The sequence below is a fragment of the Vibrio glycogenivorans genome, from assembly GCF_051660965.1.
Classification (GTDB): domain Bacteria; phylum Pseudomonadota; class Gammaproteobacteria; order Enterobacterales; family Vibrionaceae; genus Vibrio.
In genome coordinates this window covers 513507-539969 of sequence record NZ_JBPVIS010000001.1, presented here as the reverse complement: position 1 = coordinate 539969, position 26463 = coordinate 513507, and the positions used below count along the sequence as shown (strand labels likewise).

Sequence of the window (26463 nt, the reverse complement as noted above, 5' to 3'; positions counted from 1 at the left end):
ATATAAATGGAAACCTATCTACCCACGGCTATCGGCGCGAGCGAGCGAAACTTTAGCAATTATTTCTACTTTTTTATTTTCGGTAACTTTTCGGTTGAGACTGACTTTTTGTTGAGACTAAAAGTGTTATCGACCGATGGCGCTAAAACTGAACCGAAACTTCACCGATTCCACTCACGCTTGCGTCAATTATACGATTGGATTTGTTATTTTTCACTCGGATTTGTTCACCAACCGAACCATCTGACAAAGCCGTACCTTTGGTGGTGATGGTCATTCCGTTGCGCTCGGCTTTGATCATCACCTCTTCATTGCGACAAACCACACACACATCACCCCGCTCAATGGTACTGCCAGCTCTAATGGTTCGCTTGACCTTTGAGCCTACGACTTGGTTAATATCCGTGAAGCCCTGACGACGTGAGCGGTTGATATCCACATAGGCAAGCGTGATATCGCCAGCGGTGATCAGGTGGCCTCGAGGCAGCCCTGCCAGCGCGGTAACCTGCGGGCCAGTGGTGACCACACGCACGGGCACATAAAGACGCCAGTTATCTTGTGGGCACTCTACTAGCACCGTCATATTAGAGCTGGTACGCGAGCTAGATGAGGATGTAACGAGCTCGGTTGGACAATCGGTGGCAAACACTCTTGAATCGATATTGCCTGCTCTGGCTTCTATGGTTCCCGTTGCCGGCGGGGTGACAGAATCGAGGACAAATTCTTGCGCAGCTTGTTGAATTAGCTCAATTTGCTCAGGTGTTGCCGCTTGAGAAAAAAAGCTAAAGAAGGAAAAAAAAATACCGATAAAAATGTAAACACAGTTAACTAATTTTCTACACATAAAGATGGTACTGACTAGTGGATATGAATAGAATATATCACTCTGCTTCATAAGGTTCGATCCTAGTCTGCAGTACAAAACCGATATTTATGTGATTTGAGATGGAGAAGAGCTTATGACCGGCGTTTTAGATACGGTTAACCAGCGCACCCAGCTAGTTGGGCAGAATCGCCTAGAGCTACTGACTTTCCGACTAATGGGAAGTCAGCGTTACGGGATTAACGTTTTTAAGGTAAAAGAGGTGCTACAGTGTCCGCAGTTGACTCGGATGCCGAATCTCAATTCATTGGTTAAGGGCATCGCCCACATTCGCGGCCAGACTATCTCAGTGATTGACTTGAGCTTAGCGATTGGCGGGCGTCCGACAACAGATATCGATAAATGTTTTGTGATCATCTCTGAGTTTAACCGTACCGTACAGGGCTTCTTAGTCTCGTCGGTCGAGCGCATTATTAATATGCACTGGGAGTCGATTCTCCCTCCGCCAGAGGGTACCGGTAAGTCAAACTACTTGACCGCGGTGACCAATATTGATGATGACTTGGTTGAGATCCTTGACCTGGAGAAGGTCCTCGCTGAAATCGTGCCAGTGAATGAGGCGATGGATGAGAATATCAGCCAAGAAATCGCTCAGGTTGAAGCCAAAGCTGACAAAGAGATCGTGCGTCGAATTCTGATCGTTGATGACTCGACGGTTGCGCGTAAGCAGGTGCAAAGGGCGATCGAATCGATTGGTTTTGAGGTGATCGCGGCCAAAGACGGCAAAGAGGCGTATCGAGTGCTACAGGAGATGTTGGAGAAAGGGCCGATCAGCGAACAGCTCTCACTGGTGATCTCCGATATTGAGATGCCGGAAATGGATGGCTACACCCTAACGGCAGAGATTCGCCGCAACCCAGACCTCAAAGATTTGTATATGATCCTGCACTCGTCGTTGAGCGGGGTGTTCAACCAAGCCATGGTTGAGCGTGTTGGCGCAAATTGTTTTATCGCTAAGTTCAATCCGGATGAATTGGGTAACGCAGTAAAGTCCGCTTTGATAGTTTAAGAGTTAAAAATGACAACAATAACCATTGGCGAGCAAGAGTATCGTGACTTTTGCCGCTTTTTAGAGGCGCAATGTGGCATCGTTCTAGGTGACAGCAAGCAGTACCTAGTGAGAAGCCGATTGAGCCCTCTGGTGACTCAGTTTCAGCTTAACTCACTGTCAGAGTTGCTCGCCATGGTCAATGCCGGACGCCATCGTGAACTCAGCATCGCCGCGGTGGATGCTATGACCACCAACGAGACCTTGTGGTTTCGCGATACTTACCCTTATGCGGTGCTGGCCGATAAACTGCTGCCAGAGATGGCAGCTAATAAACGTCCAATTAAGATCTGGTCAGCGGCGAGCTCATCGGGGCAAGAGCCTTACTCAATGGCGATGACGGTACTAGAGATGAACCAGCGCAGGCCGGGCCTGTTACCCAATGTCTCGATCACCGCGACCGATATCTCCGCTACCATGCTGGATATCTGCAAAGCGGGTGTTTACGATAACCTGGCATTGGGAAGAGGATTATCTGACGAGCGACGCAGAGCTTTCTTTGAGGAAGTCGGTGATGGGCGAATGAAAATCAATGACGTAGTGCAGCGCTTGGTGACCTTCAGGCCGCAAAACCTAATGGAAAGCTACGCTCTGCTCGGCAAGTTTGACATTATCTTCTGCCGTAATGTGTTGATCTACTTTTCACCAGAGATGAAATCTCAGGTACTGAATCAGCTTGCTGGAAGCCTCAACCCAGGTGGCTATCTGTTGCTCGGCGCATCAGAGTCTTTGACTGGACTCACTGACCGCTTTGAAATGGTTCGCTGTAACCCGGGGATCATCTACCGACTAAAATAGCGATAAAGCTGAAACTGTGCTGTGAGTCAAACATTGTTCGACTCAACAAATAGCACCTTACCCACTGGGGTTGAATCCCATTCAGCCCTCGGGTGGATACTTTTTCTTCCTGCTCCTCTTTCCTATACTCAATAAAGTCAGTCCAGTAGCGTTTTGTCGTGGCAATAGGCTTAGTGACATTCTCCTATGGGCCATCACTGGAACGCTCCTTGCTTGGATACTTGCGGCAATGGAACAGATAATTAGCACTAGTTCAATAAGTTGGTACGTATATTGCTTTTTATCTGAGACTGGCGGTCATTTTTTACGATACAGAGGACAGTATGGCTATTTCTTTCAATAACGCATTGGGTATACACCAACACACGGTCGGTGTTCGTGCGCGCAACGCTGAGGTTATCTCAACCAATATCGCACAGGCAAACACCCCAGGCTTTAAATCGAGAGGAATGGACTTTGACCGAGCGTTAAAGGCGGCAACATCGGGGGCAAGCTTCGGCGTGAATCGCACCCATGGTCGGCATATCTCTGCCTCTAGTCGTGTTCAGGGGGAAATTAAATACCGCACCCCGACCCAACCAGATACCGGAGACGGCAATACGGTGGATGTGGATCTGGAGCGTAACCTGTTTATGCAAAACCAACTCCGTCACCAAGCGTCACTGGATTTTCTCGGTAATAAGTTCAAAAACCTCACCAAAGCAATCAAGGGGGAGTAATTAGATGAGTCTATTTAATGTATTCAATGTGACAGGATCTGCAATGAGTGCGGAATCCGTTCGTCTAAATACTACCTCGAGCAACCTGGCTAACGCCAACAGTATCAGCAGCTCAGCTCAAGATACTTATAAGGCGCGCCATGCGGTGTTTGGTGCGGAGTTGAACAAGGCGCGCCATCAACGCGATCCAAATGTGCCAGTCAAGGTGCTAGGGATCGTCGAGAGCAGCAAGCCTCTGGACGCGGAATATAACCCTGACCACCCACTCGCGAACGACGAAGGGTATATCTACAAACCCAACGTCAACGTGATGGAGGAGATGGCCAATATGATTTCTGCTTCTCGTGCATACCAAACCAATGTGCAAGTCGCGGATGCCAGTAAACAAATGCTGCTGCGAACGCTGCAGATGGGTCAATAATAGGAGATAGCGTATGGCCGGAATCAATAACCTTGGTGGTCAAAGTGGCTTGTCCTATGTTGATCAGCTGAAAGCCCTACAGGAACAAAAAAAGCCAGAGCACACCACAGGTCAGCAAGACTTGAATCAAGAAGATTTCTTGTCACTACTGACCAAGCAATTGGCTCAACAGGACCCTTTTCAGCCGGTCGGCAATGACCAAATGATCGCACAGATGGCGTCATTCGCCACGGTAGATGGCATCGGCAAGATGAATGATCAGTTTGAAACGCTGAACACCTCGATGACCTCTAACCAAGCCCTGCAAGCCTCGACCTTAGTCGGTCGTGATGTGCTTGTACCTGGCGCTGCTGGTGTCAAGCAACAAGACGCTGGTATGGCTGCAATGGTTAAACTGCCACAAGCAATTGATGGTCTTATCGTTCGTATTGAGAGCGAGATGGGTCAGCTTGTCAGCACCTTTGAAGTCGGTGCTCAACCCCCAGGTGACACTCGGGTTGAGTGGGATGGCAATGATGACAGCGGCAACCCGTTACCGGCAGGCAAGTACCGCGTTCGAGCATCTGGCATGCTCAATGGTGAAAGTCGCGACTTTGAGGTGTCGACTTACGCTAATGTGAATAGCGTACTGCTAGGCAACGGTAATGGTAACGTGCTGCTAAATCTGGCCGGCTTTGAGTCGCCAGTGAACTTAGCTGAAGTACTTGAAGTTGGCAAAGCGTAGCCACTTTAACTTGATAGGAGTTTTTAAGAATGTCATACGTATCATTGAGTGGTATTTCGGCTGCTCAACTGGATCTAAACACCACCAGTAACAACATCGCCAACGCCAACACCTTTGGCTTTAAGGAGTCGCGTGCGGAGTTTGGCGATGTGTACTCGACGTCACTGTTTACCAATGGCAAGACGACCCCAGGTCAAGGTGCGCAAGCACTGAATGTTGCCCAGCAATTTCACGAAGGTTCAAGTATTTATACTAATAACCCACTTGATTTGCGTATCCAAGGTACGGGCTTTTTTGCCGTAGCCAAAGAGCGCTTTGCTCCGCAACAAAATGAGTTGACGCGTAGTGGTGCTTTTCACATCAACAAAGATAACTTTATCGTAAGTTCACGTGATGAGTACCTGCTGGGTTACGACGTCAACCGCGATACTGGTGAAGTACTGTCTTACGAGCCTAGTCCAATCCATATCCCGGGTGAATATGGTAAGCCAAAGCAGAGTGCAACGCTTGAGGTTGAACTGAACCTACCAGCGAATGCAGAGCCGAAAGATCCTAACTTTTTCGATATCGAGAACCCTGATACGTATAACCATTCTACCTCGACGACCATCGTTGACTCGATGGGACAGGGGCATAAGTTGACCACTTACTATGTGAAGGATCAAAACGCCCACAATACCTGGCAGAAGTTCTACTCTGTGACGGACCGAAGCGGTGAAAAGAAGCTGGATGTTGAAGGGGGGGATGTGACCTCTCCTGGTGGACACACGGGTCACTCAATGATCTTTAACAACGATGGTACAGTTAAGTCTGTCAACAGCGGCAACCTAGTGCAAACCGTATCACTCGGCAGTGCCGGTGTTGAGGTCAATGGTGCTGATCCATCTCAGTACTTAAACATCAAGATGCCGGATATCACCCAGTATGCATCACCGTTTGAGATCTCCAAGTTCTTTGATGACGGTGCAACTACTGGCTTTTTGACCAAAATTGACTTTGATGAGATTGGTACCATTCTTGCCACTTACTCCAACGGTGAGAACGTGACGTTGGGCCGTGTTGCCCTCGCGCGTGTACCGAATGAGCAAGGCCTGGACAAGAAAGGTGGTACTCAATGGGACACTACCGAGCAATCAGGTAAAAAAATCTGGGGTGAGTCGAACAAGGCCTCATTCGGTAGTATCAGTAATGGTACGCTCGAGCAGTCGAACATCGACATGACCCAAGAGCTGGTGGATCTGATCTCGGCCCAGCGTAACTTCCAAGCCAACTCTCGTGCGCTTGAGGTACACCATCAACTGCAGCAAAACATCCTGCAAATTCGCTAGTCGATCAATTCATTCCTATCAAAACTGAGGTCAAACGGGGGCAAATCCTGTTTGACCTGCTTGCCGCTTTGCCGCTCAGTACTGATCACTTTGCTGTCAATCTTCTTGTATTTCTTTATAAGCAACTGATTTAATTGACTTTGTAAAATTGGCACAACAATTGCTTCTTACTGGTTAGATTTGATTGTTAGGGCTGATTATATGGATCGTTCACTGTTTCTCGCGATGAGTGGCGCAAAGCAGAATATGCAGGCAATGCAGCTGCGCGCTAATAACCTGGCTAATGCCAGCACTACGGGCTTTCGTGCTGATCTTGCACAGGCGCGTTCAATGCAGGCCTATGGTGATGGTTTGCCGTCTCGCGTGTTTAGCATGACTGAGCGTCCAGGTCACAACTTCAGCCAGGGCAGTGTGGTAACCACAGGCCGTGACCTTGATGTTACTATTCAAGGCAACGGTTGGATTGCTGTTATGGATAAGACGGGCCAAGAGGGCCTAACACGTAACGGTAACCTCAGTATCAGCGAGAATGGCCTACTGACTAACAGCTCAGGTCAACTTGTGCTGGGTGATAACGACGCGCCTATCATGCTGCCGATCCCAGTCAGCAAAGTCGAGATCGGTACCGATGGCACAGTCTCTGTTGTTCCACAGGGTGCACCAGCCGATGCACTTGAGATCGTTGACCGAATCAAACTGACCAACACCAACAATCAAGACTTATTTAAAGATACCAATGGCCTATTTCGCCACAAGCAACCCAATCAAGCCTATTTCGCTGATGCCGATGTGACGCTACTTAAAGGTGCTATCGAGGGTAGTAACGTGAATGCCGTGGGTGAAATGACCAGCCTTATCGATTTACAGCGTCAGTTTGAGATGCAAGTGAAGATGATGAGCACCGCAGAAGATATGGACCGAGCATCTGACTCGCTTCTTCGTAGCAGCTAATGGAAAGGTAAGAGAAGACAATGCAACCAGCTTTATGGGTGAGTAAAACCGGTTTGGATGCCCAGCAAACCAATATCTCGACGATCTCTAACAACCTGGCGAACGCTTCTACGGTGGGTTACAAAAAGAGCCGTGCGGTGTTTGAAGACTTGTTCTATCAAAACATTAATCAGCCTGGCGGTCAGTCATCACAAAACACGGAATTGCCAAGTGGCTTGATGCTCGGTGCCGGCTCAAAAGTAGTGGCGACGCAGAAGGTTCACACACAGGGTAACACGCAGAGCACCTCAAACCCTCTGGATATGATGATCGAGGGCGATGGCTTCTTCCAGGTTTTGATGCCGGATGGCAATATCGGTTATACCCGCAGCGGACAATTTACGGTTAATGGTGAGGGGCAAGTTGTGACCTCAGGCGCGGGCTACCCTCTAGAGCCGGAGATTGTAATCCCAGGAGAGGCAATCAGCATCACGGTGGGTACCGATGGCGAGGTGTCAGTACGCGTGCGCGGTCAGCAAGACAATCAGGTACTGGGCCAGATCACCACCGTTGATTTCATAAATCCAGGTGGCCTTGAGCCGATTGGTCAAAGCTTGTATCTACCTACGGGCTCGAGTGGTGATCCACAAGAGGGGATTCCCGGATTGGACGGTTTTGGCACTGTACGCCAGTCAATGCTGGAAACGTCAAACGTGAATGTAACCGAAGAGCTGGTGAACATGATCGAAGCGCAGCGCGTTTATGAAATGAACTCTAAGGTCATCTCATCTGTCGATCAGATGATGAGCTTTGTTAACCAGCAGCTATAACGGGATAGACTGAGATGATCAGACGAGTATTACCTTGGTTTTATGTCTTGCTCATGACGGGTTGTGTGGGCATGCAGCCTATCGAGCCACCGGATAATAGCTCTGGTGTGACCGAAGTGGATGCGGTCGAGGGGGTTCCGGAGACCTCATCTGGGCTGGTGGATACGCTGCGCCAGCGTACTGATCCCGTTCAGGGTGATCCAGCTTGGGCACCAATTCATCCAAAGCATCAACCAGAGCACTACGCCGCTGAGACAGGCTCATTGTTCAATGCCAATAATCTGACTAGCATGTACGATGACAATAAGCCAAGAGGTCTGGGTGACATTATTACTGTGATGCTTGATGAGCGTACGCGAGCGGCGAAGAGCGCCGATGCCGATTTGTCGAAGAACAATGATGCCTCGATGAACCCAGTGGTGCTGGGGGGGCAAGAGCTCACCGTAGGCAATTACAATATCTCGTATGAGCTGAGTAATGACAATAACTTCAGTGGCAGTGCCGCGGCGAATCAAAGTAATAGTCTGTCGGGATCAATTACGGTTGAGGTCATTGAGGTGTTGGCCAATGGCAACTTAGTGATCCGTGGTGAGAAATGGCTGACACTCAACACGGGCGATGAGTATATTCGCCTTAGTGGTACCATCCGTCCAGATGATATTGAGTTTGATAACACTATCGCTTCAACACGAATTTCTAATGCTCGCATCCAGTACTCGGGTACGGGTACCAACCAAGATATGCAAGAGCCTGGATTCTTGGCACGATTTTTTAATGTAGCTTTGTAAGCGCTAATATAGCTTTGTAAGCTTGATTATAGCGAGGTCAATGTTGCCGCCGGCAGCAGTTAGAGTTGAATTGGTAGCGGAAATAGAATGAAGAAGTTGCTTTTGGTCATCACCAGTCTGGTATTAACCCTGTCCCAAGCTCATGCAGCGCGGATCAAGGATGTCGCCCAAGTCGCCGGCGTGCGGAGTAACCAATTGGTGGGCTATGGCCTAGTAACCGGCTTGCCAGGAACAGGTGAGTCTAACCCTTTTACCGACCAAAGCTTTAGTGCCATGCTGCAGAACTTCGGCATACAATTGCCGCCCGGCACAAGGCCAAACACCAAGAATGTCGCCGCAGTGATGGTGACCGCTGAGATCCCTGCCTTTACTAAGCAAGGGCAGACCATCGATGTGACGGTTTCCTCGATTGGTTCGGCTAAGAGCCTACGTGGCGGAACATTGATGCAAACCATGCTTAAGGGTCTTGATGGCGAAATCTATGCAGTGGCACAAGGTAACTTAGTGGTTAGTGGCTTTAGTGCTTCCGGTGCCGATGGATCCAAAGTCGTGGGCAATAACCCTGCCGCCGGCATGATCTCAAGCGGTGCGATGGTTGAGCGCGAGATCCCCTCGCCATTTAGTCGTGGCGACCACATCACCTTTAATTTGCTTCAGTCTGACTTTACTACTGCTCAGCGTATGGCAGATGCCATCAATAATTTTCTTGGGCCGGAAATGGCCAATGCGATGGACGCGACATCAGTGCGTGTCCGAGCGCCGCGAGATATCAGTCAACGCGTCGCCTTCTTATCAGCAGTCGAAAACATTGAGTTTAACCCTGCTGACGGTGCAGCAAAGATCATCGTTAACTCGCGTACTGGCACGATTGTGGTCGGTCAACATGTCCGTCTTAAGCCAGCAGCGGTGACGCACGGTGGCATGACGGTGGCGATCAAAGAAAACCTTGCTGTTAGCCAGCCGAATGCATTTTCCGGTGGCCAAACAGTGGTGGTACCTGACTCAGATATTGAAGTCAGCGAAAAGCAGGGGTCGATGTTTAACTTCCAACCAGGCTTAACCTTGGATGATTTGGTCAGTGCTGTTAATGAAGTCGGCGCTGCTCCATCGGATCTGATGGCGATTCTTCAAGCCTTAAAACAAGCTGGCGCTATCGAAGGCCAGTTGATCATTATTTAAGGTGGCTGAGCATGGTTAATAACGGCAATGATATTGGTTTTGTTCATGATATTTCAACGCTTGATCGCCTGCGTCAATCGGCCGTCGAGGGGGGAGAGCAGGGTGAGCAGCAGGCGCTAAAGGCCGCTGCCAAGCAGTTTGAGGCAATTTTTACCTCCATGCTATTCAAGTCAATGCGCGAGGCCAATGCAGGATTTGAATCTGAGCTGATGAACAGCCAAAACCAGAACTTTTACCGTCAGATGCTCGATGAGCAGATGGCATCAGAAATGAGTGCCAATGGATCTCTGGGCCTGGCGGACATGATTGTTGCTCAGCTCGGCACAGGCAATCTCGATAATTCAGAGCCTGTCGCTCCTGGTGAGAGCTTTGAGCAGTTAATCCAGCGTGTGCGTAGTGAGAAAGCGGTTTCGGGTGCTCCGTCGACTGAGCTTAGCGCTTTGACTGCTGGCAAAGAAAGCACACCAGTCAAGCTAGCGGCTTCAACCAGTACTTCTGCGCAACCAGCTCAAGCATCGGAGACCCGCACGTCGGAGACCCGAACGTCGGAGACCCGAACGTCGGAGACCCGCACCTCAGCCTCTTTTGATTCACCAGAGACGTTTGTCTCAGCGATGAAGCCTTATGCCGAGAGAGCGGCAAAACTGCTGGGTATCGACTCATCGGTATTGATCGCGCAAGCCGCACTGGAAACTGGCTGGGGTCAAAAGGTGATTCAAAATGGTCAGGGTAGCAGTAACAACTTGTTTAATATCAAGGCTGATCGAAGTTGGCAGGGTGATAAGATGGCCACGCAAACCCTAGAGTATCACCAAGGGGTGCCGGTCAAGGAGCGCGCAGCGTTTCGTGCCTATGACAGCTATCAGCAGAGCTTTGATGATTACGTCCAGTTTCTTGAGCGTAACCCACGTTACACGATGGCACTGCGCGAGCATCATGGTGACTCAGAGCAGTTTATGCAAGGTATTCACCAAGCAGGCTACGCCACTGACCCTAATTATGTTGATAAGGTAATGAGTGTAAAGCGTCGCATTGACCGAATGTAATCTTTTTTCGGGGCGAGGAGCGGGGTTCACTTCGTTCCGAGGTGCGAGTTATATCGCATGTGCGATAAGCCCCTCTCTTCCAATATAATCCTTCTGTAAATCAAAATCTCAAATAAAAGCCCTTAAAATCAATAATATAATTAATTGGCATTTATATTGCATTGTTTTGTCTAGCGGCAATTTTTGTTTAATCCCGGGGGCAATATGGCATCAGATCTCTTGAATGTAGGTTCACAAAGTGTACTTACTGCTCAGAGACAACTGAATACCACAGGTCACAATATTTCCAACGCCAATACTGAGGGTTATAGCCGCCAGTCGGTGATACAGGGAACCAATCACCCCCGTCATTTCGGTGGGCAGACCTATGGTATGGGCGTGCATGTGGAAAATGTTCGCCGCTCTTGGGATCAGTTTGCCGTCAAAGAGAAACAGATTGCCACCACCAATCATGCGGCAAAGCAGGATGCCCAGCAAAACCTGCACCTGCTATCACAATTGGTCTCGTCGGCATCCGCGCAGAAGATCCCAGAAAACCTCAATGAATGGTTTAACTCAGTCAAAACGCTAGCGGATACCCCGAATGATCTTGGTGGGCGTAAGGTTGTGATCGAGCAGGCTGGCCAGGTCGCAAACACCCTGAATGAGGTGTATGAGAACGTGCGCGTTCAGGCGAGCGACATCAATCGCAAGTTTGAGGTTGGCGTTGAGCGCATGAATCAGATTGGCACGGAAATACGCGACCTACACCGTTTGATGTCACGTACTCCCGGACCACATAACGATTTGATGGATCGTCACGAGCAGTTGGTTGAAGAGCTTTCCGAGTACACCAAAGTGACTGTTACTGGGCGCCCGAGTGGGGATGGTTTTAATGTCTTTATTGGTAATGGACATATGTTGGTCTCAGGCAATGAGTCGAGCCAGCTTAAGGTGATGGACGGCGAGCCGGATGTTCAGCAGCAGCGCCTTGCGATCGTTGAGGGGCAGGGGATCAAACCGATATCCAGTAAAGATATCGATGGCAAGCTCAGTGCTATTCTCGCGGCACGCGATGAACATATTCCTCATTTGATGGATGAAATTGGTCGGGTTGCGACCGCTTTTGCGGAAAATGTTAACCGCCTACAATCACAAGGCATTGACTTAAATGGCAATATTGGCCAAAACCTATTTACTGATATCAATGATCCGGTGGCAATCAAGTCACGGGTGATTACTCATCGCGACAGTCAAGCGGACCTTGCCGTGTATGTTGAAGACACCAGTTTGCTGCGCGCAGGAGAGTATAGCCTAGCGTATCACAACGGTCAGTATCGACTCACTGACCCTAGTGGCGTTGAGTCTCTCGTCGAGCCAAAGCAAAATCAGTTGGAGTTTGATGGACTTCGAGTCGATATTCGTCATGGACTTGAGCAGGGTGAGCAGGTGTTGATCAGGCCGACGCGTCAAGCGGCTAGTGAGATCAAGCTCGTCAGTCATGACCCAAGCGCTATCGCGGCGCAAAGCTTTACCGCCTCAACGACCCAGGCACAGGGTAACGCTAAGTTTTCGGTACTGTCGGCCGGAGATATCAAAGAGTTTGAGGTGATTATTTCACCACAGGGGAATGAATTTGCCGTGACCGATAGTCAGGGCAATTTGTTGCTTGGCCCCGAGCCATATCCCCACGCAGGACCGATGGCAATCGGCGCTACAAGCTTTTCTATTTCAGAGGGCGCATTGCCTAATGATCGCTTCAGTGTCAACCTGCATTCAGCTGAGGGTGATAATGGTAACTTGCGTAAGATGCAAGCGATTCAAACCGATAAGTCACTTGATAGTGGTGAGAGTACCCTGATTGAGGTGTACCACAATCTCAACACCGACTTGGCACTAAAAACATCCCTCGCCGACAGCGAAGCGGATATGGCAAAGCTTGAAAAACAGGCGGCCACTGAACGGGTCGCAGCGATTTCTGGGGTGAACCTCGATGAAGAGGCGGCCAATATGATGAAATTTCAGCATGCCTACATGGCGTCTTCGCGTATTATGCAGGCGGCCAATGACACCTTTAACACCATCTTGGCATTACGTTAGTAGGAGGCTTGGCAGATGATGAATCGAATTTCTAGCTTTCACAACTATCAGGCGGTGCAGAATGACATGCGTCGCCAAGAGGGTAAGATCCACCAAAACCATGCGCAGCTTGCGTCTGGTAAGCAGCTGACTAAACCCAGCGATGACCCAATGGCATCGCACTACATTCAGAGTATCAGTCAGCAGAATACCCAAATTGATCAATACCTAGAAGGGATTTCATTATCACGTAATCGGCTTAATCATGAAGAGGTGCTGCTGGATAATGCCGAGCAGTTTACCGATTCAGCCAAGCGTAATGTGATGGAAATGATCAACGGCTCGCTATCGCCACAAGATCGTGATGCCAAGGCGCTAGAGATGCGTGAGTTGATGAGTAACTTTCTCAACCTGGTTAATGTCCAAGATGAGTCAGGTAACTATATCTTTGCTGGTAATAAACCGAAAAACCAACCGTTTTTCTTGGGGGCTGATGGGCGCGTGACTTATGTCGGCGATGACCATCAGCGCAAGATGAAGATCGCAAGCAATATAGAAGTGCCGCTGAACGACCCTGGTAGCCGGGTGTTTATGCAGATCCCGAACCCTCAGGGAAACTATATCGGCAATTATCAGCTGAGTGAAGGCTCTGAGTTACTGCTTGAGCGGGCGGAGAACCGCAACAGCAGCGATAGTGCGACCTATTCAGTTGAGTTTGTCGATATGGGAGATGGTAGTTTTGGTTATCAGTTAAGCCAAAACGGCATCGCGGTCCAGCAAGATATTTATGATCCCTCGGTAGGTATTCGCTATCAGGAGCTGTCGATTCAGCTTAAGGGACAAATCAATAAAGGCGATCAAATCGCTTTGACGCGCCAAGAGACGTTTAGTGTGTTTGACTCACTACAGGATGCGATAACTCATGCATCAGGTTCGGTCTCGGATGCCTCGGTCACAGCCCAGTTGCACCAAATCACCGAGCAGCTGTCCGCGGCCTTTAACCACCTTGGTACTCAGCGCACCGAGGTCGGTACTCGGCTTAATACCTTAGATGTGCAAGAAAATCAGCATAAAGATTTTCAATTGTCATTGGCACAATCCAAGAGCTCGTTTGAAGACCTTGATTACTCTAAAGCGGTGATTGAATTTAGTGAGAATTCACGCGCACTTCAAGCGTCACAGGCGGCATTTGGTAAGACAAAGGACTTAACGCTATTTAATTATTTGTGACCCGATTCGCTATAGAGCAAGGTCTGAGAGCGCGCCTTTTGTGCTATGCCAAAAGAGCAGAGTCTCACTTTAATTGGCAATCGATGTCCATTTTGACCAAGGGGAAGGCAAGCTTATTCCGACTAAGCGGCAGTAGGCGGCACTCTTCTTTACTATTGGTTTTATTTTCGGCGCTATATCGTTGAAATATAAAGAATTAAAAATTGGCACGTAAAGTGCATTGTTTGCAGGGTAATTTAAACCACTTGTCCTAGCGTTACTACGGTGCGTTTCGCAAGTCTGAAGGTGGTCAGTGCTTGTCAATCAGGCATAGCTGATCGCTGGGTAATTACTTGCAAACTCACTCGGAGAGCAAAATTATGACCCTTACGGTGAATACCAACGTCTCGGCCATGACGGCTCAGCGTTATCTCAACAAGGCATCGAATGACCTGAATACGTCAATGGAGCGTTTGTCTTCAGGCCACAAAATAAACAGTGCCCGCGATGATGCGGCTGGCCTACAAATCTCTAACCGCCTGACTGCGCAGTCTCGCGGCTTGGATGTCGCGATGCGTAATGCAAACGACGGTATCTCAATTGCACAGACCGCAGAGGGTGCAATGAATGAGTCGACCGCGATTTTGCAACGTATGCGCGATCTTTCGCTGCAATCGGCGAATGGTACCAACACGGATTCAGAGCGTATTGCGATCAATGATGAAATTGAGGCATTGCAAGCCGAACTGAACCGTATCGCAGAAACCACCTCGTTCGGTGGTCGAAAGCTGCTCAATGGACACTTTGGTGAGGCATCATTCCAGATCGGCGCAGCCTCGGGTGAGGCAGTGATCATGGGCATGACCAGCATCCGTGCGGATGATTTTCGTATGGGTGGACAATCGTACTTTGCCAACAAAGGGGTCGATGCTGACTGGGGCGTAAGCGCAGAGAGCAATGATCTCAAGCTTGCTTTTAACGATAAGCAAGGCAACGAAGTGAATATTGATATCGTAGCGAAAGCGGGTGATGATATTGAGCAGTTGGCGACGTACATCAACGGTCAAACTGACTTTGTTCAGGCCTCAGTGTCTGAAAATGGTGAGCTCCAAGTCTTTGTTGCTGAAGCCAATATCGAGGACGGAGGCCGAGTTAAGATTTCCGGTGATTTGGGTCGTGAACTCGGTTTAAATCGTGCCGCCAAGCATGACACGACAGTCCAAGACATTGATGTACGCACGGTATCGGGCTCGCAGAATGCGGTCAGTATTATTGATTCTGCATTGAAGTATATTGATTCACAGCGTGCCGATCTTGGTGCTAAGCAAAACCGATTTAGTCACACTATCAACAACCTGGCTAATATCCAGGAGAATGTTGACGCATCAAATAGCCGAATTAAAGACACGGACTTTGCGAAGGAAACGACGCAAATGACCAAGTCGCAAATTTTGCAACAGGCAGGTACATCGATACTTGCTCAAGCAAAACAGTTGCCAAACTCTGCAGTAACGTTGCTGCAGTAGTAATAGTCGTTTACCTAATTATCCAGACGTGGATAGGTAGCGCCTATGGCAAAGTAGCTTAACAGAAGCTAGCAAAGCTCTCTCTCTCACTCCTGCTTTGGTGTGCTGAGTTGAGCTACTTATGGTCAGTCGGAAGTGTGTTCATTTCTCAAGATCTCCACACAGGCTCTGACTGCCACCAATAGCCCCGGTTCTCTCAAAGGAAAAGGGGCTTTTTCTTTTCTGCTGATCCCTTAATTCGAACACTCTCCTCATCGGTTTTTCAAACCAGAATCCCCCCTTTTTATCTTTCATCTTTAACGAATGCTCAACCGTTTGTTACTGCCCCGTACTTGCTTATCCACCTAAGCTACGTTTGAGCAACATGCACAGAAACATATTGTGGTGATTAAGTTTGGGCGAGGTACGTAAAAATTTGACGGTGATAAATGCACAGGAGCAGGATCAAAGCCAAATTGAGCTTATAGCTAGGGAGAATGAAGGAATACATGGGTTAAGCCTCGTCAAGGCCTTTAAGCAGTACTGAGAGCGCCTTTGTGATAACACTAAGTGTCTGACACCAATGACTTTAGTTGTGGGGCACTGGAGTCGGTCTAGGCGTAATAAGTTAACCAGATCAGAGGGTAGGAGAATAGAAGGAGTAAACGAAAAAAGGCCTAGCAAAAGCTAGACCTTTTCGAATGATGGTGCGGAAGGAGAGACTTGAACTCTCACACCTTGCGGCGCCAGAACCTAAATCTGGTGCGTCTACCAATTCCGCCACTTCCGCATCAATTCTGTAGTTAACGAGATGATTGGAGAATCTCGGCAACGTTGTCTACTTCTAGTATAGAAGTATTTAATAATTGTGGCAGGGCTATCTAGAGCCGAACCAGGGACAATAGATGGGGCATCAAATGTGCGTTTCTATTGAACCATATTGTAATGGCAGGGCTACCTGGATTCGAACCAGGGAATGGCGGCATCAAAAGCCGCTGCCTTACCGCTTGGCGATAGCCCTACTGATTGTTTGAGATGTCAATCACATCAAAGATGGTGCGGAAGGAGAGACTTGAACTCTCACACCTTGCGGCGCCAGAACCTAAATCTGGTGCGTCTACCAATTCCGCCACTTCCGCATCAATTTTGTAGTCATAGTCGATGATTGGTGAATCAACTAGACATTGTATAATGGCACGGCTACCTAGAGCCGAACCAGGGACAATAGATGGGGCATCAAATGTGCTCTTCTACTGAACCATGTTGTAATGGCAGGGCTACCTAGAGCCGAACCAGGCGCAATAGATGGGGCATCAAATGTGCGCTTCTATTGAACCATATTGTAATGGCAGGGCTACCTGGATTCGAACCAGGGAATGGCGGCATCAAAAGCCGCTGCCTTACCGCTTGGCGATAGCCCTACATGATTGTTTTAAGTGTCAATCCCACAGCTCTTTATTTCTAAAGAAAGAATGGTGCGGAAGGAGAGACTTGAACTCTCACACCTTGCGGCGCCAGAACCTAAATCTGGTGCGTCTACCAATTCCGCCACTTCCGCATCAATTTTGTAGTTAACGAGATGATTGGTGAATCTCGAGAACGTTTTGTACTGGCTGGGCTACCTGGATTCGAACCAGGGAATGGCGGCATCAAAAGCCGCTGCCTTACCGCTTGGCGATAGCCCAACTGATCGTTTTAAAGTGTCAATCCCACTAAAGAATGGTGCGGAAGGAGAGACTTGAACTCTCACACCTTGCGGCGCCAGAACCTAAATCTGGTGCGTCTACCAATTCCGCCACTTCCGCAACTAATTCTGTAGTTAAGCGAGTAATTGGTAAAACTCAAGCTTAACGTTGTGTTCCTTCAAAGAAGGCACCACTTTAATAGTGGCAGGGCTACCTGGATTCGAACCAGGGAATGGCGGCATCAAAAGCCGCTGCCTTACCGCTTGGCGATAGCCCTGCAGATAAGCAACGTAAACGTTACTATCAAAAGATGGTGCGGAAGGAGAGACTTGAACTCTCACACCTTGCGGCGCCAGAACCTAAATCTGGTGCGTCTACCAATTCCGCCACTTCCGCATCAATTCTATAGTTATACCGACGATTGGTAAGATCAATATAACATTGTATAAATGGTGGCTACGACGGGATTCGAACCTGTGACCCCATCATTATGAGTGATGTGCTCTAACCAGCTGAGCTACGTAGCCACTCTGAACTCTTACGAGTTTGCTCTTTATTGCTAAAGAAAGAATGGTGCGGAAGGAGAGACTTGAACTCTCACACCTTGCGGCGCCAGAACCTAAATCTGGTGCGTCTACCAATTCCGCCACTTCCGCAACTAATTCTGTAGTTAAGCGAGTAATTGGTAAAACTCAAGCTTAACGTTGTGTTCCTTCAAAGAAGGCGCCACTTTAATAGTGACAGGCTACTTAGAGCCGAACCAGGGACAATAGATGGGGCATCAACTGCGCTCTTCTACTGAACCATTTTGTAATGGCAGGGCTACCTGGATTCGAACCAGGGAATGGCGGCATCAAAAGCCGCTGCCTTACCGCTTGGCGATAGCCCTGCAGATAAGCAACGTAAACGTTACTATCAAAAGATGGTGCGGAAGGAGAGACTTGAACTCTCACACCTTGCGGCGCCAGAACCTAAATCTGGTGCGTCTACCAATTCCGCCACTTCCGCATCAATTCTATAGTTATACCGACGATTGGTAAGATCAATATAACATTGTATAAATGGTGGCTACGACGGGATTCGAACCTGTGACCCCATCATTATGAGTGATGTGCTCTAACCAGCTGAGCTACGTAGCCACTCTGAACTCTTACGAGTTGTCTCTTTATTACTAAAGAAAGAATGGTGCGGAAGGAGAGACTTGAACTCTCACACCTTGCGGCGCCAGAACCTAAATCTGGTGCGTCTACCAATTCCGCCACTTCCGCAACTAATTCTGTAGTCATATCGATAATTGGTAAAATCGATATCACATTGTATATGGCAGGACTACTTAGAGTCGAACCAGGGACAATAGATGGGGCATCAACTGTGCACTTCTACTGAACCATATTGTAATGGCAGGGCTACCTGGATTCGAACCAGGGAATGGCGGCATCAAAAGCCGCTGCCTTACCGCTTGGCGATAGCCCTACTGATTGTTTAGAGTGTCAATCACACTAAATATGGTGCGGAAGGAGAGACTTGAACTCTCACACCTTGCGGCGCCAGAACCTAAATCTGGTGCGTCTACCAATTCCGCCACTTCCGCATCAATTCTATAGTTATACCGACGATTGGTAAGATCAATATAACGTTTTGTAAATGGTGGCTACGACGGGATTCGAACCTGTGACCCCATCATTATGAGTGATGTGCTCTAACCAGCTGAGCTACGTAGCCACTCTTGAGAGCCGAAGAATATAATACAAACTTCGCTCTAGTGCCAACTCTTTTTTCAAAAAATTGCCACTCTTAAAGAATGGCAGGGCTACCTGGATTCGAACCAGGGAATGGCGGCATCAAAAGCCGCTGCCTTACCGCTTGGCGATAGCCCTGCAGATAAGCAACGATAATACGTTACTATCAAATAATGGTGCGGAAGGAGAGACTTGAACTCTCACACCTTGCGGCGCCAGAACCTAAATCTGGTGCGTCTACCAATTCCGCCACTTCCGCATCAATTGTGTAATTATACTGAAAATTGGTAACTCAATATAATGTTGTATTCTTTAGCAGAGAATGGTGGCTACGACGGGATTCGAACCTGTGACCCCATCATTATGAGTGATGTGCTCTAACCAGCTGAGCTACGTAGCCATCTCTGTTTTGCTTCAGCGCTGTATCGCTGAGAACGGGGCGGATTATGCGGATATCCCCGGCTACCGTCAATAGTTTTTTTTCGAAAAATTGGATAAATTAATTGTTCGCTCTCTTTTTGAGCAAAAGGGCGCATTTGTGATCTAAAACTGGTGATTTTATTCCGTTTACTCGTGACTTAATTGTCGTGCCGACGGGTCGCGATTCATGAGGCAACCAAGCCTACAAACAAAAACAGCCAGCATTATGCTGACTGTTTGGTGTAAATTTAATCGATGCGATTAAACGTTGAAGCGGAAGTGGATCACGTCGCCATCTTTAACGATGTAATCTTTACCTTCTAGGCGCCATTTACCGGCATCTTTTGCACCGCTTTCACCGTTGAACTGGATAAAGTCATCGTAGCCAACCACTTCTGCGCGGATAAAGCCTTTTTCGAAGTCGGTGTGGATCTTACCCGCTGATTGTGGTGCTGTCGCGCCAACAGGGATAGTCCAAGCGCGTACTTCTTTTACGCCCGCAGTGAAGTAGGTCTGAAGAGTCAGTAGGTCGTAACCAGAGCGGATCACTCGGTTCAGGCCTGGCTCTTCAATACCCATGTCTGCTAGGAACTCTTCACGGTCTTCGTCATCTAGCTCAGACAGCTCAGACTCGATTGCCGCACAAACTGGAACAACCACGTTGTTTTCTTTTTCGGCAAACTCACGTACCGCATCTAGGTACGGGTTATCTTCAAAACCATCTTCATTAACGTTAGCGATGTACATGGTAGGCTTAAGCGTTAGGAAGTTTAGGTAGCCAACAGCCGCCAGCTCTTCTTTGCTTAGCTCAACCGTACGCGCCATGCCACCTTCTGTTAGCACAGGAAGTAGCTTTTCAAGTACAGTCAGTTCAAATTTCGCGTCTTTGTCGCCGCCTTTGGCTTTTTTCGCGTTACGCTGAATCGCACGCTCACACGAGTCTAGGTCGGCCATCGCAAGCTCAAGGTTGATCACCTCGATATCTTCGATTGGGGATACCTTACCTGCTACGTGAACGATGTTCTCATTCTCAAAACAGCGGACTACGTGACCAATCGCGTCGGTTTCACGGATGTTTGCCAGGAATTTGTTACCAAGACCTTCACCACGAGATGCACCCGCAACCAGACCCGCAATGTCAACGAACTCCATCGTTGTTGGCAGGATCTTCTGTGGATTAACGATCTTTGCTAGTGCGTCTAGACGTAGATCCGGCACAGGTACCACGCCCGTGTTTGGCTCGATAGTACAGAAAGGGAAGTTAGCGGCTTCGATACCCGCTTTGGTGAGTGCGTTAAACAGAGTTGACTTACCAACGTTTGGTAGACCAACGATGCCACATTTAAAACCCATGATAGTAACCTTATTCAGCTTTGAACGTGTGTAAGCGGTTTTGTGCTTTGGTTAAGCCATCCTTGATAAGGATGTCCAAGCAACGAACGGACTCGTCGACCACAGCGTCAAGGCACTCTTGCTCTTTGGCAGGTGCCTTGCCTAACACATAACCCGATACTTTATCTTTGTGCCCAGGATGGCCAATGCCAATTCTGAGGCGGTAAAATTCTTTGTTATTGCCCAGTTTACTGATGGTGTCACGCAGGCCATTGTGACCGCCGTGACCGCCGCCTTTTTTGAATTTAGCCACACCTGGAGGAAGGTCAAGCTCGTCGTGAGCCACCATGATCTCTTCAGGCTTGATCTGATAAAACTTTGCCAGTGCAGAGATGGCTTTACCAGATAGGTTCATAAAGGTGGTCGGGATCAATAAACGAAGATCTTCACCGTTGAGCAGAATGCGACCCGTGTAACCGAAGAACTTGGCTTCGTTCTTAAGTATCACGTTGTTTGAGCGGGCAAGCTCTTCCACAACCCACGCCCCAGCGTTGTGACGTGTTTTCGCATATTCCGGTCCAGGATTCGCTAGACCAACCAGTAATTTAATCTGTTGACTCAAGGGAGGATCTCTTTGGGTATTTTAAAAGCGCCGTATGATAGCACAGAAATTGGCGAGCGTGCATTCAATCGCAAGCCGTGAGCCCAAAACGAAAAAAGCACCTCTATTGAGGTGCTTTACTAGTGCGCTTTATACCAGAGATTACTGGTTGAACATCGCTGAGATTGACTCTTCGTTGCTGATGCGACGAATCGCTTCTGCCAGCATGCGAGATAGGCTTAGTGTGGTGACTTTACCTGTCGCTGCCATCTCTTTAGATAGTGAGATAGAGTCAGTGATGATCACTTGGTCAAGAACTGAGTTCTTGATGTTGGTTGCTGCGTTACCAGAGAATACCGCGTGAGTTGCGTAAGCGAATACACGCTTAGCGCCGCGCTCTTTAAGCGCTTCAGCCGCTTTACATAGTGTACCGCCGGTATCGATCATGTCGTCAACGATCACACAATCGCGACCTTCTACGTCACCGATAAGGTTCATCACCTCAGACACGTTTGCGCGTGGACGACGCTTATCAACGATAGCAATGTCGATGTCGCCAAGTGCTTTCGCAGTTGCACGAGCACGAACAACGCCACCCAGGTCCGGAGAAACCACAACTGGGTTTTCTAGGCCACGGCTTTCCATATCCTCAAGCAGTACTGGTGTACCAAAGATATTGTCTACTGGTACGTCGAAGAAACCTTGGATTTGTTCTGCGTGCAGGTCGATAGTAAGAACGCGGTCAACGCCAACGTTTGATAGGAAATCAGCAACGACTTTAGCCGTGATTGGCACACGAGCAGAGCGAACGCGACGGTCTTGACGAGCGTAGCCGAAGTAAGGAATAACTGCTGTAATACGGCCAGCAGAAGCACGGCGCATTGCATCAATCATTACAACCAATTCCATTAGGTTGTCATTGGTTGGAGCACAAGTAGATTGGATGATGAATACATCACTACCACGAACGTTTTCGTTGATTTGCACGGCAACTTCGCCGTCAGAAAAGCGAGAAACAGTAGCGTCGCCAAGAGAGATGTATAGACGGTCAGCAATACGTTGCGCTAGATCAGGAGATGCGTTACCAGCAAATAGCTTCATATCAGGCACGGTGGAAACCTCAGAGTTGCATGCAGAATTTAAATTGTTTATTTTGTCTAAGCAGTGAAGGCATTTAAGGCCGTTTTCAGTGGCGAAATATTGCGCCCCTGGGCGACAAAAGCCGAGACATTTTCGGGCAATTTAGCAAGGACATCGCGAGCGGATTGCTCACGGTCAAACTCAGCAAAAATGCACGATCCAGTCCCCGTCAACCTAGACGGCGCGTATTGTAGCAGCCATGAAAGTTGCTTATCAACCTCTGGATAGAGCAATCTGACAATTTTTTCGCAATCGTTTTCGTATTGACAGTTCAAAAGCTTATTTAACGGGCGTTTAGGTGTGTCGCGCGTCAATTGCGGGTGGCGAAAAATATCAGCCGTGGCGATGCTCACATCCGGTCTTACCACCAAATACCAGCGCTCTTCGGGCTCAACCGCGACGATTTTTTCGCCAACACCCTCTGCAAAGGCCGCATGGCCACGCACAAAAACCGGGACGTCCGCCCCCAAGTGCAAGCCAATCTCTGCCAAGGTGTCGTCATCAAGATCGACACCCCATAATGTGTTTAATGCAACTAGGGTCGTGGCGGCATTAGACGAGCCTCCACCAATGCCTCCACCCATCGGCAGTTTCTTATTCAATTGGATATGGGCCCCCTGACTGGCATCTGTATGAGCTTTGAGCGCCATTGCCGCTTTCCAGATCAAGTTATCTTGGAGGTTCAAGCCTGGGATCTCAGGCGATATAGTCACCTCACCACTCTGGTTGGGTTCAATGATCAACTCATCGCCAAAGTCGACAAACTGAAATAGGGTTTGCAGCTCGTGGTAACCGTCGCTGCGTTGGTTGTTGATGTAGAGAAACAGGTTTAACTTAGCGGGTGATGGCCAGATAAAAGCGTTGGTCATGGATTGAGTACCCATTTGGAAATAACAATATTGAGTTTGGTCTCGTCGCTATTCATTGATAGGCGAGACGGTAGTGGAATGGTTTGACTGGCCAATGACGCATCACTGTATGCGCTGTAGTTGAGGCGCCAGCTTTGCGTGTTAAGCAGTTTATCCAGTGATTCGAGGGTGTTCTCCTCGTTAAGAATGAAGCTATCCGCGTTGGTTGGCAGACCAAGTAGCCAATCGGGCAGGGCATCCACTGGAATATTTAGTCCGGTGAGCTGCCAAATGAGTTGCTGGCCGTTGCGCCCTTCAAAGCGCTCGCCATCCATAGTGGTCAGCGTCGTGCCGTTTTGGTCACTGCGCAAGTTCAGCACCGACTGGCCAAGAAAGGTTCGCAGGTTGAGTTGACTTACGCCGTCTTCATAGCGCCAGAAGAAATTCAGTGACTGGCGTTGGTCGGGTCCGATATAGCCAAGCTTGCCACTGGCTTGGTAGCGAGAGATGGCTTGAAGCTGTTGTTGATGGGATTGCCACTCGACACTGGTTTGACTCTCAGGCAGCGAGCTACAGGCACTTAACATGGTAATAAGAACAACCAATGTGAGGGGTTTTAACGAACGAAACAGGTTCATGGGCGATAAGGTCTCAGTTCTCGATGGGCTTACGTAATCGTTGAGCAAATTCTCTTTGAGATACAACTATATCACTAAAATGGAGTGACAGATAAACCGCATAGGAAGGTAAAGCACATAAAAGCGGCGACTCCCTCTTTCCATATTCGGGGCCATCAAGTAAAATTCTCGTTTTATGTTTGTTCCCCTCATCGATAGAGAACCTTTATTTCATGACCCTGCTTGCCCTCGGCATTAACCACAACACCGCCTCTGTCGAGTTGCGTGAAAAAGTTGCTTTTGGTCCGGATAAGTTGTCTCGTGCGCTATCTGAGCTTAAGCAGGTAGAGGGAATTAACGGCGGGGTGATCCTATCGACGTGCAATCGAACCGAGCTCTATTGCGATATCGATGATCATGAAGAAAAACACTTGGCTCAATGGCTCACCGATTTTCACCAAGTCGATGCCAGTGAGTTGCGCTCGAGCCTGTATTTTCATCACGATGCAGACGCGATTGCGCATTTGATGCGCGTAGCCTGTGGTCTCGATTCATTGGTGTTGGGTGAGCCACAAATTCTTGGCCAAGTAAAGCAAGCCTTTGCCGATGCTAAGACACATCAAGCGGTAAGCACCTCGATAGAAAAATGGTTCCAGAAAGGCTTTTCGGTGGCCAAGCGCGTGCGTACGGAGACCGACATCGGTGGAGCGGCTGTGTCGGTCGCTTATGCGGCATGCACGCTGGCTAAGCACATCTTTGAATCTTTGAGTAAATCGACGGTTTTGCTAGTCGGTGCGGGTGAAACGATTGAGTTGGTGGCTAAGCATTTGGCGAGTAATGGCTGTACAAAGATGATTGTGGCCAACCGTACTCGCGAACGCGCCCTTGGGCTTGCCAGTGAATTCGGCGCTGAGGTGATTGCATTGAATGAGATCCCAGCTTACATGGCCAAGGCCGATATTGTGATCAGCTCAACCGCAAGCCCATTGCCAATCATAGGTAAAGGCATGGTTGAAACGGCACTTAAACAGCGCAAACGCCAGCCAATGCTGCTGATTGATATTGCGGTACCTCGAGATATCGAGGCCCAAGTGGCAGACTTGGCAGATGCCTACCTGTACACTGTGGATGATCTACAATCGATAGTAGATTCCAACATCGAGCAGCGCCGCGCTGAGGCAGTTGTGGCAGAAGAGATTGTCGTCGATGAGAGTGCCAGTTTTATGGAGTGGCACAGTGCCCTCAAGTCGGTGGATGGCATTCGTCGCTACCGAGATAACGCTCACGAGGTTCGCCAAGCTCTGCTTGAAAAGGGTTTGCAGGCGATAGCCGCCGGCGCAGAACCAGAGAAAGTGCTGACAGAACTGAGTAACAAACTGACCAACAAGCTGATCCATGCCCCGACCCAAGCGATGCAACAGGCGGCACAAGATGGACAGCACGACAAACTACAGATTATTCGAGAGTCTTTGGGTTTAAATTCATAAGCCTCTCTCCAGATAGAAACCAGATAAGACGAAACTATGAAAGCCTCAATTTTAGCGAAATTAGAAACACTTGTTGAACGCTACGAAGAAGTTCAACACCTGCTGGGTGACCCAGATGTGATTGGCGATCAGGATAAGTTCCGCGCTCTATCACGTGAGTACTCACAGCTAGAAGAGGTGACTCAGTGTTTCCAAGCCTTCCAAAGCGCGCAAGACGATCTTGAAGCGGCTGAGGAGATGGCGAAGGAAGACGATCAAGAGATGCGCGAGATGGCGCAAGAAGAGATCAAAGAGGCCAAAGCGGCGATTGAGCGCTTGAATGACGAGCTACAGATCCTGCTGCTGCCAAAAGATCCAAACGATGAGCGTAACTGTTTCCTAGAAATCCGCGCGGGTGCGGGTGGCGATGAGGCGGGTATCTTTGCCGGTAACCTGTTCCGCATGTACTCAAAGTTCGCTGAAAAGCAAGGCTGGCGCGTAGAAGTGATGAGCTGCAGCGAGTCAGAGCAGGGCGGCTACAAAGAGATGATTGCTAAAGTGAGCGGAGACGGTGTTTATGGCACCATGAAGTTCGAGTCAGGTGGTCACCGTGTGCAGCGTGTGCCAGAGACCGAATCACAAGGTCGCGTGCATACTTCGGCATGTACGGTTGCGATCATGCCAGAGATCCCAGAGGCAGACCTGCCTGAGATCAAGGCTGCTGACCTGAAAATCGATACCTTCCGTGCATCAGGCGCGGGTGGTCAGCACGTTAACACCACGGACTCAGCAATTCGTATTACCCACTTGCCAACTGGCACAGTAGTAGAGTGCCAGGACGAGCGTTCACAGCACAAAAACAAAGCTAAGGCGATGTCTGTGCTGGCAGCCCGTATTGTTCAGGCTGAAGAAGCGCGCCGCGCAGCTGAGGTCTCTGATACCCGTCGTAACCTACTGGGTTCGGGTGATCGCAGTGACCGTATCCGTACTTACAACTACCCACAAGGTCGCGTTTCAGACCACCGTATCAACCTAACAATCTACCGCCTCAATGAAGTGCTTGAGGGCGATCTACAAACCCTGATTGACCCAGTAGTTCAAGAGCACCAAGCTGACCAGTTGGCTGCTTTGGCTGATAACAGCTAAACG

General features: G+C 48.9%; 22 protein-coding genes and 21 tRNA genes. 16 read left to right on the top strand and 27 right to left on the bottom strand.

The window, feature by feature from the left end; genetic code table 11:
• Positions 1 to 142: 142 nt before the first annotated feature.
• Positions 143 to 895, bottom strand: a complete 753-nt coding sequence (flgA, locus tag ACSTTG_RS02515; protein WP_438473696.1) for a flagellar basal body P-ring formation chaperone FlgA — start codon at positions 893 to 895, stop codon at positions 143 to 145.
• 64 nt (positions 896 to 959) lie between these two features.
• On the opposite strand from flgA, the gene ACSTTG_RS02510 reads away from it, so the two are divergent.
• The 14 genes from ACSTTG_RS02510 (at position 960) to ACSTTG_RS02445 (ending at position 15487) form a co-directional block, all read left to right on the top strand.
• Positions 960 to 1892 (top strand): chemotaxis protein CheV, encoded by a 933-nt coding sequence (locus tag ACSTTG_RS02510; protein ID WP_438458853.1) that lies wholly within the window; start codon positions 960 to 962, stop codon positions 1890 to 1892.
• 9 nt (positions 1893 to 1901) lie between these two features.
• A complete protein-coding gene (locus tag ACSTTG_RS02505) occupies positions 1902 to 2729 on the top strand; it encodes a CheR family methyltransferase (RefSeq protein WP_438473695.1) in 828 nt (275 codons plus the stop codon).
• Positions 2730 to 3052: 323 nt separating this feature from the next.
• On the top strand, positions 3053 to 3448 hold the full coding sequence (flgB, locus tag ACSTTG_RS02500) for a flagellar basal body rod protein FlgB (protein ID WP_438458851.1): 396 nt from the start codon (positions 3053 to 3055) through the stop codon (positions 3446 to 3448).
• A 4-nt stretch (positions 3449 to 3452) separates the two neighbouring features.
• Complete coding sequence (flgC, locus tag ACSTTG_RS02495; protein ID WP_438458850.1) at positions 3453 to 3869, top strand: flagellar basal body rod protein FlgC; 417 nt, start codon at positions 3453 to 3455, stop codon at positions 3867 to 3869.
• 13 nt (positions 3870 to 3882) lie between these two features.
• Positions 3883 to 4593, top strand: coding sequence for a flagellar hook assembly protein FlgD (locus ACSTTG_RS02490; RefSeq protein ID WP_438458849.1), 711 nt, complete (start codon positions 3883 to 3885; stop codon positions 4591 to 4593).
• Positions 4594 to 4622: 29 nt separating this feature from the next.
• Entirely contained in the window at positions 4623 to 5921 is a 1299-nt protein-coding gene (gene flgE, locus ACSTTG_RS02485; protein ID WP_438458848.1) for a flagellar hook protein FlgE, read from the top strand.
• A gap of 201 nt (positions 5922 to 6122) precedes the next feature.
• Positions 6123 to 6872, top strand: coding sequence for a flagellar basal body rod protein FlgF (locus ACSTTG_RS02480; RefSeq protein ID WP_438458847.1), 750 nt, complete (start codon positions 6123 to 6125; stop codon positions 6870 to 6872).
• A gap of 20 nt (positions 6873 to 6892) precedes the next feature.
• Positions 6893 to 7681 (top strand): flagellar basal-body rod protein FlgG, encoded by a 789-nt coding sequence (flgG, locus tag ACSTTG_RS02475; protein WP_438458846.1) that lies wholly within the window; start codon positions 6893 to 6895, stop codon positions 7679 to 7681.
• A 14-nt stretch (positions 7682 to 7695) separates the two neighbouring features.
• On the top strand, positions 7696 to 8469 hold the full coding sequence (gene flgH, locus ACSTTG_RS02470; RefSeq protein WP_438458845.1) for a flagellar basal body L-ring protein FlgH: 774 nt from the start codon (positions 7696 to 7698) through the stop codon (positions 8467 to 8469).
• An 87-nt stretch (positions 8470 to 8556) separates the two neighbouring features.
• Entirely contained in the window at positions 8557 to 9648 is a 1092-nt protein-coding gene (locus ACSTTG_RS02465) for a flagellar basal body P-ring protein FlgI (protein ID WP_438458844.1), read from the top strand.
• An 11-nt stretch (positions 9649 to 9659) separates the two neighbouring features.
• The gene (flgJ, locus tag ACSTTG_RS02460) at positions 9660 to 10694 is read left to right on the top strand and encodes a flagellar assembly peptidoglycan hydrolase FlgJ (protein ID WP_438473694.1); all 1035 of its coding nucleotides are present in this window, start codon (positions 9660 to 9662) and stop codon (positions 10692 to 10694) included.
• A 204-nt stretch (positions 10695 to 10898) separates the two neighbouring features.
• Complete coding sequence (flgK, locus tag ACSTTG_RS02455) at positions 10899 to 12773, top strand: flagellar hook-associated protein FlgK (RefSeq protein WP_438458842.1); 1875 nt, start codon at positions 10899 to 10901, stop codon at positions 12771 to 12773.
• A gap of 15 nt (positions 12774 to 12788) precedes the next feature.
• Positions 12789 to 13982, top strand: a complete 1194-nt coding sequence (gene flgL / locus ACSTTG_RS02450) for a flagellar hook-associated protein FlgL (protein WP_438473693.1) — start codon at positions 12789 to 12791, stop codon at positions 13980 to 13982.
• A 359-nt stretch (positions 13983 to 14341) separates the two neighbouring features.
• Positions 14342 to 15487, top strand: coding sequence for a flagellin (locus ACSTTG_RS02445; protein WP_438458840.1), 1146 nt, complete (start codon positions 14342 to 14344; stop codon positions 15485 to 15487).
• A gap of 684 nt (positions 15488 to 16171) precedes the next feature.
• Here the strand turns inward: ACSTTG_RS02445 and ACSTTG_RS02440 are convergent.
• From ACSTTG_RS02440 to lolB, 26 genes are all read right to left on the bottom strand, one after another.
• A tRNA-Leu gene (locus tag ACSTTG_RS02440) sits at positions 16172 to 16256 on the bottom strand.
• A 156-nt stretch (positions 16257 to 16412) separates the two neighbouring features.
• Positions 16413 to 16487 (bottom strand) — tRNA-Gln (locus tag ACSTTG_RS02435).
• A gap of 33 nt (positions 16488 to 16520) precedes the next feature.
• Positions 16521 to 16605, bottom strand: a tRNA-Leu gene (locus ACSTTG_RS02430).
• 207 nt (positions 16606 to 16812) lie between these two features.
• Positions 16813 to 16887: transfer RNA gene (locus tag ACSTTG_RS02425), tRNA-Gln, on the bottom strand.
• A gap of 52 nt (positions 16888 to 16939) precedes the next feature.
• Positions 16940 to 17024, bottom strand: a tRNA-Leu gene (locus tag ACSTTG_RS02420).
• Positions 17025 to 17076: 52 nt separating this feature from the next.
• Positions 17077 to 17151 (bottom strand) — tRNA-Gln (locus ACSTTG_RS02415).
• A 35-nt stretch (positions 17152 to 17186) separates the two neighbouring features.
• Positions 17187 to 17271: transfer RNA gene (locus ACSTTG_RS02410), tRNA-Leu, on the bottom strand.
• Between the two features lie 82 nt (positions 17272 to 17353).
• Positions 17354 to 17428 (bottom strand) — tRNA-Gln (locus tag ACSTTG_RS02405).
• 34 nt (positions 17429 to 17462) lie between these two features.
• Positions 17463 to 17547 (bottom strand) — tRNA-Leu (locus ACSTTG_RS02400).
• 54 nt (positions 17548 to 17601) lie between these two features.
• Positions 17602 to 17678 (bottom strand) — tRNA-Met (locus tag ACSTTG_RS02395).
• 44 nt (positions 17679 to 17722) lie between these two features.
• A tRNA-Leu gene (locus ACSTTG_RS02390) sits at positions 17723 to 17807 on the bottom strand.
• 158 nt (positions 17808 to 17965) lie between these two features.
• Positions 17966 to 18040 (bottom strand) — tRNA-Gln (locus ACSTTG_RS02385).
• A gap of 34 nt (positions 18041 to 18074) precedes the next feature.
• Positions 18075 to 18159: transfer RNA gene (locus ACSTTG_RS02380), tRNA-Leu, on the bottom strand.
• Positions 18160 to 18213: 54 nt separating this feature from the next.
• A tRNA-Met gene (locus tag ACSTTG_RS02375) sits at positions 18214 to 18290 on the bottom strand.
• A gap of 44 nt (positions 18291 to 18334) precedes the next feature.
• Positions 18335 to 18419: transfer RNA gene (locus ACSTTG_RS02370), tRNA-Leu, on the bottom strand.
• A gap of 130 nt (positions 18420 to 18549) precedes the next feature.
• A tRNA-Gln gene (locus tag ACSTTG_RS02365) sits at positions 18550 to 18624 on the bottom strand.
• A 33-nt stretch (positions 18625 to 18657) separates the two neighbouring features.
• A tRNA-Leu gene (locus ACSTTG_RS02360) sits at positions 18658 to 18742 on the bottom strand.
• Between the two features lie 54 nt (positions 18743 to 18796).
• Positions 18797 to 18873, bottom strand: a tRNA-Met gene (locus ACSTTG_RS02355).
• Between the two features lie 80 nt (positions 18874 to 18953).
• A tRNA-Gln gene (locus ACSTTG_RS02350) sits at positions 18954 to 19028 on the bottom strand.
• Positions 19029 to 19064: 36 nt separating this feature from the next.
• Positions 19065 to 19149, bottom strand: a tRNA-Leu gene (locus tag ACSTTG_RS02345).
• A gap of 64 nt (positions 19150 to 19213) precedes the next feature.
• A tRNA-Met gene (locus ACSTTG_RS02340) sits at positions 19214 to 19290 on the bottom strand.
• Positions 19291 to 19571: 281 nt separating this feature from the next.
• Positions 19572 to 20663 (bottom strand): redox-regulated ATPase YchF, encoded by a 1092-nt coding sequence (gene ychF / locus ACSTTG_RS02335; protein ID WP_438461254.1) that lies wholly within the window; start codon positions 20661 to 20663, stop codon positions 19572 to 19574.
• 10 nt (positions 20664 to 20673) lie between these two features.
• Complete coding sequence (gene pth / locus ACSTTG_RS02330; RefSeq protein ID WP_438461255.1) at positions 20674 to 21264, bottom strand: aminoacyl-tRNA hydrolase; 591 nt, start codon at positions 21262 to 21264, stop codon at positions 20674 to 20676.
• 141 nt (positions 21265 to 21405) lie between these two features.
• Positions 21406 to 22353 (bottom strand): ribose-phosphate pyrophosphokinase, encoded by a 948-nt coding sequence (locus ACSTTG_RS02325; RefSeq protein WP_438461256.1) that lies wholly within the window; start codon positions 22351 to 22353, stop codon positions 21406 to 21408.
• A gap of 47 nt (positions 22354 to 22400) precedes the next feature.
• On the bottom strand, positions 22401 to 23252 hold the full coding sequence (gene ispE / locus ACSTTG_RS02320; protein WP_438461257.1) for a 4-(cytidine 5'-diphospho)-2-C-methyl-D-erythritol kinase: 852 nt from the start codon (positions 23250 to 23252) through the stop codon (positions 22401 to 22403).
• Positions 23249 to 23869, bottom strand: coding sequence for a lipoprotein insertase outer membrane protein LolB (gene lolB, locus ACSTTG_RS02315; protein WP_438461258.1), 621 nt, complete (start codon positions 23867 to 23869; stop codon positions 23249 to 23251). Before lolB ends, ispE begins: the two co-directional genes overlap by 4 nt.
• Before the next feature lie 212 nt (positions 23870 to 24081).
• On the opposite strand from lolB, the gene hemA reads away from it, so the two are divergent.
• The gene (hemA, locus tag ACSTTG_RS02310; RefSeq protein WP_438461259.1) at positions 24082 to 25335 is read left to right on the top strand and encodes a glutamyl-tRNA reductase; all 1254 of its coding nucleotides are present in this window, start codon (positions 24082 to 24084) and stop codon (positions 25333 to 25335) included.
• A gap of 36 nt (positions 25336 to 25371) precedes the next feature.
• Positions 25372 to 26460, top strand: coding sequence for a peptide chain release factor 1 (gene prfA / locus ACSTTG_RS02305; protein ID WP_438461260.1), 1089 nt, complete (start codon positions 25372 to 25374; stop codon positions 26458 to 26460).
• The last annotated feature ends 3 nt before the right edge of the window (positions 26461 to 26463 follow it).

What these genes read in the sequence shown, in the direction of transcription:
- hemA (WP_438461259.1), top strand. Translation starts at nt 24,082, where the DNA reads ATGACCCTGCTTGCCCTCGGCATTAACCACAACACCGCCTCTGTCGAG.
- flgC (WP_438458850.1), top strand. Translation starts at nt 3,453, where the DNA reads ATGAGTCTATTTAATGTATTCAATGTGACAGGATCTGCAATGAGTGCG.
- ispE (WP_438461257.1), bottom strand. Translation starts at nt 23,252, where the DNA reads ATGACCAACGCTTTTATCTGGCCATCACCCGCTAAGTTAAACCTGTTT.
- ACSTTG_RS02490 (WP_438458849.1), top strand. Translation starts at nt 3,883, where the DNA reads ATGGCCGGAATCAATAACCTTGGTGGTCAAAGTGGCTTGTCCTATGTT.
- flgA (WP_438473696.1), bottom strand. Translation starts at nt 895, where the DNA reads ATGAAGCAGAGTGATATATTCTATTCATATCCACTAGTCAGTACCATC.
- flgE (WP_438458848.1), top strand. Translation starts at nt 4,623, where the DNA reads ATGTCATACGTATCATTGAGTGGTATTTCGGCTGCTCAACTGGATCTA.
- ACSTTG_RS02445 (WP_438458840.1), top strand. Translation starts at nt 14,342, where the DNA reads ATGACCCTTACGGTGAATACCAACGTCTCGGCCATGACGGCTCAGCGT.
- flgG (WP_438458846.1), top strand. Translation starts at nt 6,893, where the DNA reads ATGCAACCAGCTTTATGGGTGAGTAAAACCGGTTTGGATGCCCAGCAA.
- lolB (WP_438461258.1), bottom strand. Translation starts at nt 23,869, where the DNA reads ATGAACCTGTTTCGTTCGTTAAAACCCCTCACATTGGTTGTTCTTATT.
- flgJ (WP_438473694.1), top strand. Translation starts at nt 9,660, where the DNA reads ATGGTTAATAACGGCAATGATATTGGTTTTGTTCATGATATTTCAACG.
- ACSTTG_RS02480 (WP_438458847.1), top strand. Translation starts at nt 6,123, where the DNA reads ATGGATCGTTCACTGTTTCTCGCGATGAGTGGCGCAAAGCAGAATATG.
- ACSTTG_RS02465 (WP_438458844.1), top strand. Translation starts at nt 8,557, where the DNA reads ATGAAGAAGTTGCTTTTGGTCATCACCAGTCTGGTATTAACCCTGTCC.
- ACSTTG_RS02510 (WP_438458853.1), top strand. Translation starts at nt 960, where the DNA reads ATGACCGGCGTTTTAGATACGGTTAACCAGCGCACCCAGCTAGTTGGG.
- prfA (WP_438461260.1), top strand. Translation starts at nt 25,372, where the DNA reads ATGAAAGCCTCAATTTTAGCGAAATTAGAAACACTTGTTGAACGCTAC.
- flgB (WP_438458851.1), top strand. Translation starts at nt 3,053, where the DNA reads ATGGCTATTTCTTTCAATAACGCATTGGGTATACACCAACACACGGTC.
- flgK (WP_438458842.1), top strand. Translation starts at nt 10,899, where the DNA reads ATGGCATCAGATCTCTTGAATGTAGGTTCACAAAGTGTACTTACTGCT.
- flgH (WP_438458845.1), top strand. Translation starts at nt 7,696, where the DNA reads ATGATCAGACGAGTATTACCTTGGTTTTATGTCTTGCTCATGACGGGT.
- flgL (WP_438473693.1), top strand. Translation starts at nt 12,789, where the DNA reads ATGATGAATCGAATTTCTAGCTTTCACAACTATCAGGCGGTGCAGAAT.
- ychF (WP_438461254.1), bottom strand. Translation starts at nt 20,663, where the DNA reads ATGGGTTTTAAATGTGGCATCGTTGGTCTACCAAACGTTGGTAAGTCA.
- ACSTTG_RS02505 (WP_438473695.1), top strand. Translation starts at nt 1,902, where the DNA reads ATGACAACAATAACCATTGGCGAGCAAGAGTATCGTGACTTTTGCCGC.